We start from the raw sequence: 15723 nt of genomic DNA on the forward strand, positions 1-15723 counted from the left end.
CTAACACAAGGCTTCATCGCGCCCCAATGACTTTCACTGCAAACTGTCTCGTTTGTGGCTAAAGTCTTCAGTTTAGTCAAGCTTATCCGCTTTACCTGCTGGTCCTGCAAGTTTTGCTAGCCACTTATCCCAGATAAACGGCGTTTTCTCGTTATCTTCTGCTTCCTCTTTTCGACGTACCGCGTTGCGCACTATCATAGCCCCGGTCCAGCGAAGCGGTTCTGGTGGGAAACACCCCAACGGTCCTTTGGCTAAACCACTGTTCGTCCACTCGTTATCGATTCCCAATATCAATGAAGATAGGATCTTTCCGCCCATGCGAGTCTGCGCTACACCATTGCCTGAATAACCAAATCCGTAAAAGATATTGCTCTGTTTATCTAGATCGCCGAAAAAAGGGAAACCAGTAGCAGAACGATCAGAGCCCCCCGTCCATGAATAAGCAAACTCCTCGCCTCTCAAACGAGGAAACAACTTATCGAACGACTTACGCAGTAGACCTTGGTAGCGTGTTGGCTTGTTAAACATTGCGTCAACTTGGTTATTGAAAGAAAACTGATTGCCGCCTTTCCCCAACATCAAACGGCCATCTGGCGTATCTCGGTAATAGTGTACAAAAATACGAGAATCCAACACACTAGAACCTGCCTGCCAACCAGATTGAGGTAGTGCGTCACCAAGCGGCTTGGTGATCACCATGTCGGAAGAGACCACCACGATACTGTTTTTAAACTGTTTAAACTGCTCCACCATCCATGCGTTCAATGCCAACACCACCTGCTGCGCTTGAACATTTCCTTTAGGTGTACAGACAGTGGCAGGTTTTCCATAATCTAGACGCGTCATCGGCGTATTCTCATAGATTTCAACATCCAACTCCATTGCGACGCGTCTTAATCCTCTCGCCAATAAAGCAGGTTGAACGCTGGCTGCAACTGGAGAGTGAAAGCCTTCTATATTGCGCGGCGATCCCGCATTGGCACGCAGTTCCTCCACCGAGCAACGACGCCAACTGTTCACTTCTAATCGCTTTAACTCGTCCACAACTGGCTGCATTCCCCCAGTTTGAGCCTGATTGGTTGCAGTGTAATAAACCCCTTTCAACGATAATTGCGCATCGATGTTGTGCTGCTGACAAAAGTCGTCAATCTCTAGCACTGCTTGTTCCGACTCTTTTACCAACCAAGCAGCATGTTCTTCACCGAATAACCGTTTCAATGTCGGAAACTTTGTCGACCAAGTCAGCATACAACCGCCGTTTGCGCCCGATGCACCACTGCCACAAAGGCCTTTTTCAATCACGACTACCTTTTTTTCCGGAGATTGCTGCTTAATCATAATCGCGGTCCAAAGTCCGGTGTATCCGCCACCAACAATCGCAACGTCAGTATTAATGTTCTGCTGTAACGGTTGTGGCGTTTCTGGTTGCTCAGCTTCAATTGCCTGCTTGAACCAATATGAATGATGTGTCATCGGGTATCCTCGTTAGTGCGTTACATCCATTTCCGCAAACACTTTACAAACGATGATGACAATCAACGAGCAAGAAAATCTAACGCTGAGCGATAGAAAATGTTGCACTGAGAGTGTGCGAATTTTCGCTTCCAACAAAAACAAAATGGGGAGCTCGTGGCTCCCCAAAACAAACAGCAAAAATATTAGTGGTAAACAATTCGAGTCCGTCTTACTGGTTAATATTTACCGGTATCACGCATGCGGTACTCGTATTGAACATTGAGAATAGGCTGGTAAACAACTTGCCCGTCACTTTGCAAGAACTCATTTACCATGACTTTTGAGTCAGTGATAGAAAACGATTGGCGATCAACATACGTTGTAAGGCTCGTAAACTCATCACGGAGTTGTCCAGATGATTTATTTTGGTAGCTTTGGATCATGTCTCGGCCCATTTCATAAGCCGCTTGTTTGCTATCCATTACGTCGCCATGGATAGTTTCGGTATCGTTTGTCCAATGATAACCACCAGCAAGAGCCATAGAAGGTGCAGCAATCAGAGCAATCGTACTTGCTAAAGTTGTTAAGCGTTTCATAAACCTCTCCTTACTTACCTTTACATCGGGCCAAAATTGGCTCGATACTTATAAGGTACGTATAAAGACCTAAAACACGTCAAAACAATTTCAAATAATGTTCAATTTTCGTTCAACTTATTTCACATTAACTTAGCAACTCAACGTCATATTCAGCCGACATTCGCATTTTCTTCCTTTTGAACAATGGGTTTCAACCTGACATTTCCTTACCAAACCATACAATACCTAAGGTCAATTTTCTCTTAGAATTCCAGCAAAAGAACAGTGTTCAAAACCTTACAAAAACGTCGGACACAGCAAAAACCACCTCTTTTCAGTCGTGCTTTGCATTCCTCCTTTTCGGGTTCTTCGCTGCTCGTCCGTCGGTTCTTAATTGTCGCTATTGAGCACAAGTTAATCTGGAGTGAAAATGACCGCGAACAAATCTATTTTTTACCATAGCAAATCGATTTACTCAGATGATTATGCTGATGTCTACAAGCCAATTTGGACCTACAGAGCTAAGTTCATCTTACGTGCGCTTTATTACAAACGTGCATTTAAGCACCTTTCAAACAATATTGAATCGTCATTGTTAGAGTTGCTTTGTACACGTACGCATCGGTTTTTAGAGAAACCGTTTCGTCCGTATATCATCAAAAACAACTCAGCGTTCGATCGTTCTAACTTGGTAGTTGATCACTATAAAACTATTTCAGAACTGTTTTCTAAACAAACAATCGAAGAAATCTACACAGACTCGAAAGGCCTAACATTAGCCTCTTTTGAAATTGACGAAATACTGTACTCGGTGAGATTAGTATACGAAGCACGTTATCAAAAAGAAGGCGACATGAGCCTAGTGCTGCACAGCGCTGAAGATGGCAACTTCTACACGCTCTCTTTTACGCTAGGTCACATCGAATCTGGACGCAGCATTATGATTGGAGGCTTACAAGGACCGCGAAGCAGTGAAGAAAACAACGCGAAAATTAAAAAGCTAACTCGTAAGCTTTACGGACAGAGACCAAAAAGCTTGATGGTGAGCTTGCTCACTTTGCTCGCACAAATTTGGGAAGTAAATACGATTCTAGCGGTGAAAACGCAGTCCCATACTTACGCAGCTAAACGTTACAGCAAAGGGCGAATAAAAACGGATTACGATGCACTCTGGCAAGAATTGGGCGGCACCGAATACAATCGTCATTTTTACTCAATTGATGTAAATGCACCCCGTAGAGATATCGAAGGCATGTCGCGCTCTAAGCGTTCGATGTATCGTCGCCGTTATGAATGGCTAGACAACACCAAGGTCACTTTCGAACAAATATTAAAAGGCGAGCAAGCTAAAAGCTAAGGAGAAGCGTTCATGCGTTATTCATTCATTACTGCTTTAGTGTTGTCGGCTTTTTCTTTGTCAGCCAATGCAGAAACCAGTGAGCACATCATAGGTACAAACATTGGCTATGGCGATGTGAACTACGATGCTCCGACAAGCAAAGAATCAGGCGACATGTTCTTAGGTGAAATATATTACCGCTACATGCCAACACATAACTTTGGTATCGAAGCAGGTTATAAAGGCGCGTTTGACGGTATCGGCTCGATACTCGTGAGTCCGATTTCAGAAGTCACCGATACGAGCTTCTCCGGACCTCGCTTGAGTGGCTATGCTAGCTATCCTCTGGGTTCAGGTTTCGAACTGTACGGCAAGGCAGGTGTCACTCTCTACACTCTCGAATACACTTATAGAGTGAACGGTCAGAGCAAGAACATCGAACACTCAAGTGTCGGAGGGGAAGCCGCTGGCGGTATCGGCTGGAGCTATAAACACTTTGGTTTGAATGCAGAATATGTGTACTCAAAAAACAGCGATTTTGACTCTAGCGGCGTGATGTTTGGTGCGCAACTGCGTTTTTAAACAAGGCTTACAAGTTAATACAAAAGGCAGCGAGAGGCTCATTCGCTGCCTTTTTTCGTGAATATAGGTCAATACACAAGCGCGAGAATAATCCCCGCCACGATAGAAGTAACGCCAAGCCCTCGGGTGAGATACCATTTCTCAGACAGAAACCAAATCCCCATAAACAACCCAAACACAATGCTGATTTGCCTTAGTGCCACCACCAAACTCACGTTGTCAGTCATGGTCATCGCAAACAGCACCAAGCCGTAGGTGGATGCCATCATTACCCCTGCCATGCTGGCTGTTTTGCGGATCTGCCACGCTGTCTTAATCTCATCTGGCTTGCCTGTAGCCAAGCACCACACAAGGGCAGGAATACCAATTGCCCAAAACTGCACGCCTAAGTAAAAGATCGCACTGTACTGATCATTCAAGATCTCTGATGCTTGCCCTGTAAGTAAACTCAGCGCTTCTTTATCGACCACCGAGTAACCCGTTGTGCCTATTGCGGCAATTAATGCCCAGAACACACCGACGTTCAAATAGGAGCCCAATGTCATTTGACGAAAATTCGTCAGTGGCACCAGCATACAACCAAGGGTAATCAGCAAGAACCCAAGCCACTGCTGACTGGATAATTCATGTCCCAATGCCACACTGATTGCGCCGACCATCATCACTGGCAGTGCCCGAGCAATGGGATAAACCACACCCACGTCAGCATGCTTATAAGCGACAATCAAACCAACCAGATAAACCATTTGTGAAATGCCGCTAATGAACAGCAACCCCCAAAACTCACTCGGTAATGATGTCCAGCCAATGGTTGCCAAATACCAAATCAAATAAGGGGTAAGAATGAAACATGCAGAAAAGCTGGCGGCCATAGTAAACGCGAGTCCAGAGCCTGAGTTGCTTTTACCAAGGATATTCCAACCCGCATGGAGAACAGCAGAAAAAACGACGAGACCAATCGCCAACAAATCCATTTCAATGTTCCTGTCTGAATAAAATAAAGGCCCCGAGATGGAGCCTTAGATAATGAGAAAATCCACTTAACGATTGAGTTCCGCCAGAGATTCAATGCTAATGGCATCGTGTCGCCAATATTCGATATCGCAATCAATCAACTCACCGTGTTGGTTGTAGTTGATGCGTTCCACCACCATCGCGGGCGTGCCGGCTGTCGCGCGCAGTGCCTGAGCCATTTCCCCCAACAAGGTGCTGGTTGAAATACGGTAGCGAATCTTTTGATACGTCACGCCATAATGCTCGCGGTAAATGTCCGTCAGTGAATTTGATAAATCGTAATCCAACAGGTTCGGAAACAGCTCTGGGCGAATGTAGTTTGTTACGAATACCACAGGTCTGTCTTCAAGGTATCGCACACGGTCGACTCGATACACGTCCGAGAAAGGTTGCAAGTCCAGTAAGCGCGCGGCTTGTTTGTTTGCCAACGTCCCTTTTGCTGCAACCAACTCCGTTTTTGGCACACGATTTTGCGCTTTCGCCATGTTCGGGAAGTTTAGCGTTTGGGTAGGGTCGTAACGCAATGGCTCAGGTGAGATAAACCAACCTCGGCGATCTTCGCGATAGATTCGACCTTCCGCTTCTAGCAGTGATAAAGCTTCACGCAGAGTGACACGTGTAGTATCGAACGACTCCGCCAACTTACGCTCTGCTGGCAATTTTTGACGCGGCGATAGCATGCCCGCTTCAATCTGTTCAACAATCGAATCTTTAATTTTTACGTATTGCACGAAGTGTCCTTATCTTTTGCGCCAAGCTTGTGTGCGATTCTCTAACAATTTACCCAAAGTCATCTGAACAATCTTCGCAATTGCGGCAGCCATCATGATCATCACCGCCATCGCTGCTGCAGCGCCAGTTTGACCTGCATCGTCCATATTCAGAATCGAGACCGAAGCCGGAATCGTATCGGTTGAGTAAAGGAATACTACCGCAGAAGTGGTGGTCAATGCATTAACAAACAAGTAAGTCGCAATGTCCAAAATCGCAGGTAAGCACACAGGTAATGTCACTTTAAAGAACAACTTGTATTGAGGAAGCTTCACCGATGCCGCCGTGGCTTCAATCTCCGATGGCAACTGCTTTAGCGCTGTCAGGGCGGTCATGTGACCCACCGTGTAATAATGCACTACCGTGTTAATCACCAAGAATGCCATGGTGCCATAAAGCACGTTCAGAGGATTGTTCGCATCATTGAAGTAAAAGATGTAACCCAAGCCAAGCACCATACCAGGAACCGCCATTGGCACCACGCTAAGCATTTGCATCACCTGACGAATTGGACCAAACGCACGCCCTTTCTCAATGCAGTAAGCACCGACAAAGATAATGGCTGTACCGATCACTGCCGTCCAGCCTGCCAGCGTTAGCGAGTTGAAGAATGGGCTCCAACCGTAAGTGCTCATTTCGGCAAAGTTGTAGTTGTTTAGCGTCAGCGCTTTGTTCCAAGGCCAGAACGTAACTAACGAGCCATACACCGCCATACCAAGCACCGCCAGCACTGCGATAGAAATGATGCTGCAGTAAACCAAACAAATGCTGTCGCGCGCTTTGTTAGGCTCTGGCTGATAAGGCACCGAGCGAGTGTCGAATAAGCTCTTTTGTTTTTTCTGTACCCAACGGTCTGCGCCGAACGCCATTACCGCAGGGAATAACAACATAATGCTGGTCACCGCCCCCATGGCAAAGTTTTGTTGCCCCACGACTTGCTTGAAGATGTCAGTCGCCAGAACGTTGTAGCTGCCACCAATCACTTTCGGCACACCAAAGTCTGTGATAACCAGTGTAAAGACGACGATAAGCGTACTGATCAAACCGTATTTCGCCGCAGGTAGCGTCACCATAAAGAAGGTTTTGATGGGCGATGTTTTCAATGCGCGGGCAGCTTCATACAAACGGGCATCTGAAGTGCGCAGCGAAGTAGTCAAAATCATCAATGCATGAGGGAAGGTCCAGAAAATCAAACCCATCGAGATACCAATCACGCCGTAAATCGAGTTTCCTAACAGCATCTCTTTGGCAATGCCTTGATTACCGAAAAGGAAGATCAAACTGATCGCTGGTAACAGCGAAGGCGCAAGAATTGGCGCAGTACCTAGGATTTGGAACAAACCTTTAAGCGGCATACATGAACGAGTCAGCGCGTAGGCATAACCGAACGCAAGCACACCCACTACCGAGGTCACAATCACGCCCAAAGTGAAGGTGTTTCCCACCGACACCCACAAGCTTGAAGAAGAAAAGTACGTCGCAAAGTTTGCCAGACCGACAAATTCGCCATTGGCATTTTGCACACTCTTGGTCAACATTGCCCAAAGCGGCATTAAGATGAACAGCACCATCATGGTCGACAAGCCTGCGAGCAAACCGAACAACACAAGGTTGTCGCGGCTGACACGTCCGAGTAGGGATTTTGCTTTGTCTTGTGTGGTCAGGCTATTCATCGTCATTGTCTTCGCATCCATGTTTACACCTACGCCGCTAGTGCTTTATCAACCGAGGGCACGGCGTAACCATGCAACCCTTCTTCAGCAAACTGGATGTAACGTACATCGCCCGCTTTGATATTGAGTTTTTGAACCGTTTCCACAGGCACATCCACGACGATGGTTTTCGTTGAGCTGTCGTTTTGCAATACGCAATCAATGCGGAAAAACGCCCCCAAAAACTCGGTTGCGGTAACTCGCACAGGTAAAGAGTTGGTGTAGTTTTCAACGAACTTGATACTTTCAGGACGCACCGCAAGGTCGAAGCGGTCACCACGTTGGATCTTACGATTGGTCAAGCTTGGCGCTGGCATCAGGGTTTCGGCAATCCGTACTTGGGAGTCTGTTGCGGCTGAGGTTTCAATAAAGTTCATGCTGCCGACAAACTCAGCAACAAAGCGCGTTGCTGGTTGTTGGTAGATCTCTTGAGGTGTACCGACTTGCTCAATCACGCCATGGTTCATCACCACAATGCGATCCGCCATCGACAATGCTTCGTCCTGATCGTGCGTAACCATGATGGTGGTGATGCCCAGCTTACGTTGCAGCTTGCAAATCTCATCACGTAAGTGAACACGTACTTTTGCATCCAGCGCTGACAGCGGCTCATCAAGTAGCAGTAGACCCGGAGATAGCGCCAATGCACGAGCCAAAGCAACACGCTGCTGCTGACCACCAGAAAGTTGGTTAGGGAATTTCTCGCCAGAGGTTGGAAGACCAATGGTTTCTAGCCAGTAATCTACTTTCTCTAACGCTTCTTTGGTCGACATACCTTGGTTCTTCAAACCCACCGCAATGTTCTCTTGCACAGTTAGGTTCGGAAACAGCGCGTAAGATTGGAATACGATGCCGAAATCGCGCTTCTCTGGTGGTAGGAATGTGGTCTCTTGACCGTTTTGAAAAATCGCACCAGACGTTGGTAGGTCTAAACCTGCAATAGCACGTAGCAGAGTGGTTTTACCGCAGCCAGAAGGGCCAAGAAAACAAACAAACTCGCCCTTTTCAATCGCTAGCGAGATTTTCTTCAATGCAGTGAACTGTCCGAATTGCTTCACTACATTTTCGATATTTAGGTAATGTTGGTTAGTTGACATAACACACGCTCCAAATGGTATATACCAACTTTAGTTTTGGAGTGTTACGTTCCAATGACAAATTTATAGCCAGAAGATGACAAATAGATGAAGGGCGATGAGGTTTGTTTAAGTGGCAATTAGAGATTCCCGACTCACTCCTTCGTCGCTCTAGAGAATGACGTGGTAAGTGCGGATAGAAGCTCCCAACTTCCTTAAGTCCGTCATTCCAGCGAACCTAGGTGAGACTAGGAATCTACTTGCAGCAAACTCTGAAATAACAGAGAAAACAAAAAATCCACCTCAATCGAGGTGGATTTCAGCATTCAACTCAAAGCAAATTCAATTAAGACTTTGGTTCTGATTTCGCATCGAACTTCTCAGACCAAGCCGCTAGAATCTCTGCACGCTTGCTGCCCATTTGCGCGAAGTCCATCTTCGCCATGTTCTCTTGAACGTTCGGGAAGTTAGATACGGTCGCTTTCACTTCTTTATGTGCAACCACTGGGTACATTTCTACGTAAAGCTCATTTGCTGCTTTAGAGATTGACCAATCGACCACGCGCTTCGCTGCATCAGACTCTTTTACTAGACCAACGGCTTCTGATTCCCAGCCGATGCCTTTTGGTGTGATAACCGCTAGTGGTGCGCCTTGTGTTTTTAGCTTCGCGCCGCGGCTCGCCATCGAAATACCAATAGCCACTTCACCCATGCCCGCTTGAACACATGGCTTAGAACCCGAGTGCGTGTAGTGTGCAATGTTCTTGTCTAAGTCACGCATGTAATTCCATGCCTGATCTTCACCCATGTTTTGTAGCCAAGCAGAAACCTGCATGTAGCCAGTGCCTGAAGACGCTGGGTTCGGCATTGCAATGTGACCTTTGTAAACCGGCTTTGTTAGGTCTTCCCAAGACGTTGGTTTCGGTAGGTTAAGTTGTTTCGCTACAGCTTCGTTAAAACAAACTGCGTTAAAGAACGCATCGTTACCGAACCAAGCTTGGTTTGATTGAGGGTCGTTTAGGTTCGCGTGCAGCTCTTCCAAACCTTTTGGAGTGTAAGGCTTAAGAAGACCTTCATCTTTAAGCAGTGCCATTGACGAGCCAGCAAGACCCCAAACCACTTCCGCTTGAGGGTTGTTCTTTTCTGCCAGCAATTTCGCCGTCATGATACCGGTGGAATCGCGAACCCACTTAATCTTGATATCTGGGTTATCTTTCTCAAACGCAGACTTGTATTTCGCAAGAATGTCAGTTTCGAAAGCGGTGTAAACCGTGACTTCCTGTGCTGCCATTGCATTCGTAGCTAGCAGAGAGACAAGTGCAGCCAGCGATCCTTTCATCAAACGGTTTTTCATCATTTTCTCCAGTTAATTTGGCTAAGTTTTCATTTGGTCTGTACCAGTTGACGATATACACCCTACTGAGCCTTTGTGACGAATTCATGACCATTAAATGGCAGTTTTACGAAAATTATCGATGAATAATCGTTCAATTGATCCGCCATTTTCTGGATATTAAAGTTTTATGAAATTGGAGATTCGCCTATTTACTGCCCTTTTCTTCCTCGCTAGAGTGAACTTGAAATTTGGTGTAGACCAATTAGCCTATTCTGATGGAAATCGAGATGAAAAACGAATACCTACTACTGACTCCAGGTCCTCTATCTACTTCTGAAACAGTACGTGAAGCCATGCTAAAAGACTGGTGTACTTGGGATGATGAATACAACAAAGACATTGTAGAAGTGATCCGCACTAAGCTTGTAAAACTGGCGACGGAGCAAGACGGCTACACCAGCGTACTAATGCAAGGTAGTGGCACCGCATCAGTAGAAGCGACGATTGGCAGCGCCATTGGCAAAGATGGAAAATTGCTGGTTGTCGACAACGGTGCTTACGGTGCGCGTATCGCTCAGATCGCTGATTACCTAAATATTCCATGCCATGTAGTTTCTCCAGGCGAAACATCACAGCCACACTTGAACGAGGTGGAAACTGCATTGGCATCGGATCCTGCTATCACACACGTGGCAATTGTTCACTGTGAGACAACCACTGGCATGCTCAACCCAATTGAGGCATTTGCTTCTGCGGCAAAAGCACACGGTAAAGTAGTGATTCTCGATGCCATGTCGAGCTTTGGCGGCATTCCTATCGATATCGCTGAGCTAGGCATCGATTTTATGATCAGCTCTGCTAACAAGTGTATCCAAGGCGTACCAGGCTTTGGCTTTGTGATTGCAAAACAAACTGAACTCGAAAAGTGCCAAGGTCAGGCACGTTCTTTGAGCCTTGATCTTTACGACCAGTGGCACTGTATGGAAGTGAACCACGGCAAATGGCGTTTTACGTCTCCAACGCACACGGTTCGCGCTTTCTACCAAGCCTTGTTAGAGCTGGAACAAGAAGGCGGCATTGAGGCTCGTCATAACCGTTACCAAACTAACCAGAAAACACTGGTTGCAGGTATGCGCTCTTTGGGGTTTGAGCCACTACTGAGTGATGACCTTCACTCGCCAATCATCACTTCTTTCTACTCTCCGACGCACAGTGATTACCAGTTCAAAGCGTTCTACACACGTTTGAAAGAGCAAGGCTTCGTGATTTATCCGGGTAAGGTATCAAATGCAGATTGCTTCCGTATCGGCAACATTGGCGAAGTTTACCCAGCAGATATCGAGCGCTTAATCGGTGCAATTGAAAAAGCAATGTACTGGCAAGTTGCGTAAAGCAGCCTTCTGATTGAGAGAGCGTTATGACTCAGAATATCAAACCGACTCATTTCCGTAGCGAAGGCGATGTTAACACGACGCCAGCGCGCCAAGCTTGGAATGCGTCGATGGACGACGAACGCACGCAAGCATTATTGAAGCGCGATTCCGAGGTCTTTCTTCATCAAGCCATGTCGACGCCTTGCTTAGATACCTTGGAAGCAGCGGAAGGCATCTACATCCAAGATGCTACAGGCAAAAAGTACATGGACTTCCATGGCAATAACGTCCATCAGCTGGGCTACGGTCATCCGCATGTGATTAAACGTGTGCAAGAGCAAATTGCCAAACTGCCGTTTTCTCCACGTCGTTTTACCAATGAAACCGCGATTGAATGTGCCGAAAAGCTCACCCAAATCTGTGGCGGCGAATTGAACCGCGTGCTTTTTGCTCCGGGTGGCACGTCTGCGGTTGGCATGGCTCTTAAATTAGCACGCCACATCACGGGCAACTACAAGGTGGTGTCTCTGTGGGATTCCTTCCACGGCGCATCGCTAGATGCCATCTCAGTGGGTGGCGAAGCGTGTTTCCGTCAAGGCATGGGACCATTAATGGCAGGTGTTGAGCGCATTCCACCAGCGGTGTCTTACCGTGGCGCTTTTCCAGTCGCGGACGGCAGTGACGTGCATTACGCCGACTACCTTGAATACGTGATTGAGAAAGAAGGCGGCGTGGGCGCATTTATCGCAGAAGCGGTTCGCAACACAGATGTTCAAGTGCCAAGTAAAACCTACTGGAAACGCATCCGTGAAATCTGTGACAAACACAATGTCATGTTGATCATCGACGACATCCCTAACGGCATGGGTCGCAGCGGTGAATGGTTTACCTACCAAGCCTACGACATCGAGCCAGATATGCTCTGCATCGGTAAAGGTTTGGGCGGAGGCTTAGTGCCTATCGCAGCCATGGTAACCAAAGACAAATACAACACTGCCGAGCAAATTTCCATGGGTCACTACACTCATGAGAAAAGCCCTATCGGTTGTGCTGCGGCACTGGCAACCATGGAAGCCATTGAGCAAGACGGCTTGCTAGATAAAGCCAAAGCCGACAGCCAGTTCATGCGTGAAAAACTGCTAGAGATGAAAGTCAAGTACCCAGTGATTGGTGATGTACGTGGCATCGGCATGTTGTGGGGCATTGAACTGGTCACCGACCACGAAAGCAAAGCACGCGCGTATGACGAAGCGGAAGCTGTGTTGTACCAATGCCTCAACAACGGAGTGAGTTTCAAGGTATCGCAAGGTAACGTGATTCAACTCAGCCCACCGCTGATCATCACCCGCGAACAACTAACAGAAGCGTTGGCGCTCTTCGAAGAAGCCATCGCCAAAGTGTGTAAAGACTTTAACTACTTTTAGGGTCAATAGACCTCAACAAAAACCAATTTATTCAGAGCGCCGTTTCAACGTGTAAGCAAGCGCTCTGGCAAGCAAGAAAAAGGATTGAACATGAGCAACTCACCAATTCAAGCAGTGATCTTTGACTGGGCTGGCACTATCGTCGATTTCGGCTCTTTTGCACCAACCAGTATCTTTGTGGAAGCGTTCAAGCAAGGATTTGATTTCGAAATCGATCTTGAAGAAGCGCGTGAACCAATGGGGCTTGGTAAATGGGACCACATCCAAGCTGTGGGTCGTATTCCTGCCGTTGACAAGCGTTGGAATGAGAAGTTTGGTCGCTCAATGACCAGCGAAGACATCGACGCTATCTACGCAGCATTCATGCCGCTGCAAAAAGCAAAAGTGGCTGACCACGCAGAGCCAATCCTTAATGCGATTGAAGTTGTGAACGGTCTGAAAGACAAAGGCATCAAGATCGGTTCTTGTTCTGGTTACCCTCGCGAAGTGATGGATGTGCTGATTCCTGTGGCTGCGGATTACGGCTACAAACCGGATTACGTAGTAGCAACGGATGACCTGCCGCAAGGTGGTCGCCCAGCACCATTTATGGCACTGAAAAACGTGATTGAGCTGAATGTTACCGATGTTAATGCGTGTATCAAAGTGGATGACGCCGCACCGGGCATCGATGAAGGTCACAACGCGGGTATGTGGACCGTTGGTTTGCTGCTTTCTGGTAACGAAGCAGGTCTAACGTTTGAAGAATACCAAGCCGCGGACGAAGCAACGCTTGATGCCGCTCGTGAAAAAGCGCGTGCAAAACTGCTCAAGAGCTCGCCGCACTACCTTATCGATACGATCGCTGACTTCCCAGAAGTGGTTGCAGATATCGAACGTCGCCTAGCAGCAGGTGAGCGTCCTTAGTAGAGAATCATTATTCTCACGCATAAAAAACCTCTCAGCATCGAGAGGTTTTTTGTATCACGTATTAGTTTCTAACCAAATGAGGTTAGTTGATCGCAGTACTCGCTCGGCGTTTTAGCTTAAAGCCCATGTCCGTTGCATGTTCTACAGGCTCACCTTTAATGGCTTGCAGTAACTTGTCTGCGGCTTTCGTCCCCATACGTTCGTAATCGAATTCCGCACAGGTCAAACTTGGGTAGGCGTGCTCACCCATAGAAGAGCCTTCCAAACAGATAATCGCAATGTCAGTCGGGACTTTCAGCACTCGGCGATGACACTCAAACAACGCGCCAATCGCAATCTCTTCATGGCTACATACCAGAGCATTCAAACTTGAATCGCGCAGCAATAACTTTGCCAACCCTTCCGCACCTAATTGTGAAGATGGCGCTTCGTGGGTGGTTAAGAAATGGTCCGGTGCAAGGTAGTTCTCAATCATCGCGCTTTGCCAGCCGTGTAGCTTACGTTGCAAAGTGGAGTGATCCCCACGCGCACCAATGAAGCCCACGTTCTTGAAGCCTTGCTCAATCACATGCTTGGTACAGGCTTTACCCACCTCAAAATGGTCAACACCGATATTGAGGTAACTGGCTTTCGAACTTAACTCAGCAATTTCCAATACTGGCGTGTTCGAGGCTTCCAAAAGCTGATTAGTACGTTGGCTGTGTTCATTACCAAACAGCACCACTCCCGCTGGGCGGCTCTCAAGAAATGTCGAAAGCAGTTTCTCTTCTTGCTCTACCGAGTAATCACTGTAGCCAAGCAGCAACTGATAACCCGCTTTGTTCAACGCTTGTTGAAAGCTCGGTAAGAAAAGCGCGCACGCTTTTTCAAACAGGGAAGGAATGATAAGAGCGATGGAGTAACTTTCAGCAGACGCCAAAGCCCCTGCCGCTTTATTCGGGATATAGCCGAGCTCATCAACCACTTGTTGAATCTTTTCTCTCAGCTTGTCAGATACTAGCTCGGGCGTTCGTAATGCTCTCGATACCGTCATGGTGCCTACGCCGGCTTTTTTAGCGACGTCCGCCAAGGTGACATTGCCAGTACTTCTTCGTTTGCGAGGTTCGCTCATTGTTCTTATTTAGTGTTCTCTATTTTCTGCCGCGACATCTTACCACAGCGTTTTATTGGTTTTGATATTAGCGCATTAGAAGTCGATCACAAGCATATGAAACTCGGACGACTGATAAAAATGGTAGCGCTATCACAATTTATGATAGCGCTATCAGATAGCGCTACCATTTGTGATCATTCTCAGGTTTTTCTGACAAATTGATCGATAAAGTACCCATCAACAAAACAACAAACCGGAAAGATCCAATGCTACGTGAACTGATTACCTCTGATGTGATTCGCATCCATTCTGATGCTACTGACTGGAAAGATGCGGTGAGCAAATCCTGTGAAGCACTGATTGAAAATGGCGCGATTGAGCCAAGCTACGTGGACGCTATTTACCGCTCACACGAAGAGCTCGGTCCTTACTACGTGGTAGGTCCTAGTATGGCAATGCCACACGCTCGTCCTGAAGATGGCGTTAACCGTTTGTCTCTTGCAATCACAGTGATTCAAAGCGGCGTGAACTTCGATTCTGAAGGTAACGATCCAGTAAAAATGCTGGTTACGCTAGCCGCGACAGACAGTAACTCGCACGTGGATGCGATTTCTAAACTGGCAGAGTTGTTTATGAATGAAGAGCATGTAGAAGCCATCTGCACCGCTCAAAACACACAAGATGTTCTCGCGATCATCGAAAAATACTAACTCCTGATGTGTCCTTAAAAAATGGGCATACACCCCTATAAAAAGAAAAGGTCTGAATTATGAAAATTATGGTTGTTTGCGGTCACGGTCTTGGTACTAGCCTAATGATGGAAATGAGCATCAAAGGCATCGTGAAAGAATTGAATGTAAACGCAGAAGTGGATCATATCGATCTAGGTTCTGCAAAAGGTACGGATTGTGACATCTTCATCGGTACTAACGACATCGTTGAACAGTTGAACGCGCTTGGCGTTGAACCTCGCATCGTTGCGCTTGATAACATGGTCGACAAAGTGGCAATGAAAGAGCGTCTATCTGTGGCACTTCAAGAGCTTGGCGCTCTATAAGGTG

Annotated in this window: 15 protein-coding genes; 7 read left to right on the top strand and 8 right to left on the bottom strand. The window is 47.0% G+C overall.

Annotation, left to right across the window (positions count from 1 at the left end; all coding sequences use genetic code 11):
- Positions 1 to 72 precede the first annotated feature (72 nt).
- On the bottom strand, positions 73 to 1473 hold the full coding sequence (locus tag R7044_RS02970) for an FAD-dependent oxidoreductase (protein WP_115386471.1): 1401 nt from the start codon (positions 1471 to 1473) through the stop codon (positions 73 to 75).
- 218 nt (positions 1474 to 1691) lie between these two features.
- Complete coding sequence (locus R7044_RS02975; RefSeq protein WP_064369428.1) at positions 1692 to 2051, bottom strand: DUF3316 domain-containing protein; 360 nt, start codon at positions 2049 to 2051, stop codon at positions 1692 to 1694.
- A gap of 412 nt (positions 2052 to 2463) precedes the next feature.
- Here R7044_RS02975 and R7044_RS02980 point away from each other — a divergent pair, with 412 nt between their 5' ends.
- Together R7044_RS02980 and R7044_RS02985 are read left to right on the top strand one after the other, a co-directional pair.
- Positions 2464 to 3390, top strand: coding sequence for a VirK/YbjX family protein (locus tag R7044_RS02980; RefSeq protein ID WP_181881307.1), 927 nt, complete (start codon positions 2464 to 2466; stop codon positions 3388 to 3390).
- Between the two features lie 12 nt (positions 3391 to 3402).
- A complete protein-coding gene (locus tag R7044_RS02985) occupies positions 3403 to 3954 on the top strand; it encodes an outer membrane beta-barrel protein (RefSeq protein ID WP_085569210.1) in 552 nt (183 codons plus the stop codon).
- A 68-nt stretch (positions 3955 to 4022) separates the two neighbouring features.
- Here the strand turns inward: R7044_RS02985 and R7044_RS02990 are convergent, their stop codons facing one another.
- The 5 genes from R7044_RS02990 to R7044_RS03010 all read right to left on the bottom strand — a co-directional run bounded on the left by R7044_RS02990 (position 4023) and on the right by R7044_RS03010 (position 9884).
- Positions 4023 to 4928, bottom strand: a complete 906-nt coding sequence (locus R7044_RS02990) for an EamA family transporter (protein ID WP_225455338.1) — start codon at positions 4926 to 4928, stop codon at positions 4023 to 4025.
- A gap of 66 nt (positions 4929 to 4994) precedes the next feature.
- Positions 4995 to 5699 carry a phosphonate utilization transcriptional regulator PhnR gene (phnR, locus tag R7044_RS02995; RefSeq protein WP_005374048.1) on the bottom strand — a complete coding sequence of 235 codons (705 nt, stop codon included), beginning with the start codon at positions 5697 to 5699 and terminating at the stop codon, positions 4995 to 4997.
- Positions 5700 to 5708: 9 nt separating this feature from the next.
- On the bottom strand, positions 5709 to 7433 hold the full coding sequence (locus R7044_RS03000; protein WP_042523354.1) for a putative 2-aminoethylphosphonate ABC transporter permease subunit: 1725 nt from the start codon (positions 7431 to 7433) through the stop codon (positions 5709 to 5711).
- 8 nt (positions 7434 to 7441) lie between these two features.
- Positions 7442 to 8548 carry a putative 2-aminoethylphosphonate ABC transporter ATP-binding protein gene (locus R7044_RS03005; RefSeq protein WP_009705055.1) on the bottom strand — a complete coding sequence of 369 codons (1107 nt, stop codon included), beginning with the start codon at positions 8546 to 8548 and terminating at the stop codon, positions 7442 to 7444.
- Positions 8549 to 8873: 325 nt separating this feature from the next.
- Entirely contained in the window at positions 8874 to 9884 is a 1011-nt protein-coding gene (locus tag R7044_RS03010; RefSeq protein ID WP_005384363.1) for a putative 2-aminoethylphosphonate ABC transporter substrate-binding protein, read from the bottom strand.
- A gap of 266 nt (positions 9885 to 10150) precedes the next feature.
- Between R7044_RS03010 and phnW the strand changes: the two genes are divergently transcribed.
- The 3 genes from phnW to phnX all read left to right on the top strand — a co-directional run bounded on the left by phnW (position 10151) and on the right by phnX (position 13566).
- Positions 10151 to 11254 carry a 2-aminoethylphosphonate--pyruvate transaminase gene (gene phnW / locus R7044_RS03015; RefSeq protein ID WP_005432490.1) on the top strand — a complete coding sequence of 368 codons (1104 nt, stop codon included), beginning with the start codon at positions 10151 to 10153 and terminating at the stop codon, positions 11252 to 11254.
- Positions 11255 to 11280: 26 nt separating this feature from the next.
- On the top strand, positions 11281 to 12660 hold the full coding sequence (locus tag R7044_RS03020) for an aspartate aminotransferase family protein (RefSeq protein WP_042523359.1): 1380 nt from the start codon (positions 11281 to 11283) through the stop codon (positions 12658 to 12660).
- 90 nt (positions 12661 to 12750) lie between these two features.
- Positions 12751 to 13566, top strand: a complete 816-nt coding sequence (phnX, locus tag R7044_RS03025) for a phosphonoacetaldehyde hydrolase (RefSeq protein ID WP_042523361.1) — start codon at positions 12751 to 12753, stop codon at positions 13564 to 13566.
- Between the two features lie 85 nt (positions 13567 to 13651).
- Here the strand turns inward: phnX and R7044_RS03030 are convergent, their stop codons facing one another.
- Positions 13652 to 14680 carry a LacI family DNA-binding transcriptional regulator gene (locus tag R7044_RS03030; RefSeq protein ID WP_005442357.1) on the bottom strand — a complete coding sequence of 343 codons (1029 nt, stop codon included), beginning with the start codon at positions 14678 to 14680 and terminating at the stop codon, positions 13652 to 13654.
- Positions 14681 to 14928: 248 nt separating this feature from the next.
- On the opposite strand from R7044_RS03030, the gene R7044_RS03035 reads away from it, so the two are divergent.
- Positions 14929 to 15372 (top strand): PTS sugar transporter subunit IIA, encoded by a 444-nt coding sequence (locus tag R7044_RS03035; protein ID WP_225455339.1) that lies wholly within the window; start codon positions 14929 to 14931, stop codon positions 15370 to 15372.
- A 59-nt stretch (positions 15373 to 15431) separates the two neighbouring features.
- Positions 15432 to 15719, top strand: coding sequence for a PTS sugar transporter subunit IIB (locus R7044_RS03040; RefSeq protein WP_005374080.1), 288 nt, complete (start codon positions 15432 to 15434; stop codon positions 15717 to 15719).
- Positions 15720 to 15723: the final 4 nt, after the last annotated feature.

It is taken from the genome of Vibrio sp. 1402 (assembly GCF_033340275.1).

Coding starts and splice junctions, on each gene's coding strand:
- R7044_RS02970 (WP_115386471.1), bottom strand. CDS start 1,473: ATGACACATCATTCATATTGGTTCAAGCAGGCAATTGAAGCTGAGCAA.
- R7044_RS02975 (WP_064369428.1), bottom strand. CDS start 2,051: ATGAAACGCTTAACAACTTTAGCAAGTACGATTGCTCTGATTGCTGCA.
- R7044_RS03010 (WP_005384363.1), bottom strand. CDS start 9,884: ATGATGAAAAACCGTTTGATGAAAGGATCGCTGGCTGCACTTGTCTCT.
- R7044_RS02985 (WP_085569210.1), top strand. CDS start 3,403: ATGCGTTATTCATTCATTACTGCTTTAGTGTTGTCGGCTTTTTCTTTG.
- R7044_RS02990 (WP_225455338.1), bottom strand. CDS start 4,928: ATGGATTTGTTGGCGATTGGTCTCGTCGTTTTTTCTGCTGTTCTCCAT.
- phnW (WP_005432490.1), top strand. CDS start 10,151: ATGAAAAACGAATACCTACTACTGACTCCAGGTCCTCTATCTACTTCT.
- R7044_RS02980 (WP_181881307.1), top strand. CDS start 2,464: ATGACCGCGAACAAATCTATTTTTTACCATAGCAAATCGATTTACTCA.
- R7044_RS03035 (WP_225455339.1), top strand. CDS start 14,929: ATGCTACGTGAACTGATTACCTCTGATGTGATTCGCATCCATTCTGAT.
- R7044_RS03000 (WP_042523354.1), bottom strand. CDS start 7,433: ATGGATGCGAAGACAATGACGATGAATAGCCTGACCACACAAGACAAA.
- R7044_RS03030 (WP_005442357.1), bottom strand. CDS start 14,680: ATGAGCGAACCTCGCAAACGAAGAAGTACTGGCAATGTCACCTTGGCG.
- R7044_RS03040 (WP_005374080.1), top strand. CDS start 15,432: ATGAAAATTATGGTTGTTTGCGGTCACGGTCTTGGTACTAGCCTAATG.
- phnX (WP_042523361.1), top strand. CDS start 12,751: ATGAGCAACTCACCAATTCAAGCAGTGATCTTTGACTGGGCTGGCACT.
- R7044_RS03005 (WP_009705055.1), bottom strand. CDS start 8,548: ATGTCAACTAACCAACATTACCTAAATATCGAAAATGTAGTGAAGCAA.
- R7044_RS03020 (WP_042523359.1), top strand. CDS start 11,281: ATGACTCAGAATATCAAACCGACTCATTTCCGTAGCGAAGGCGATGTT.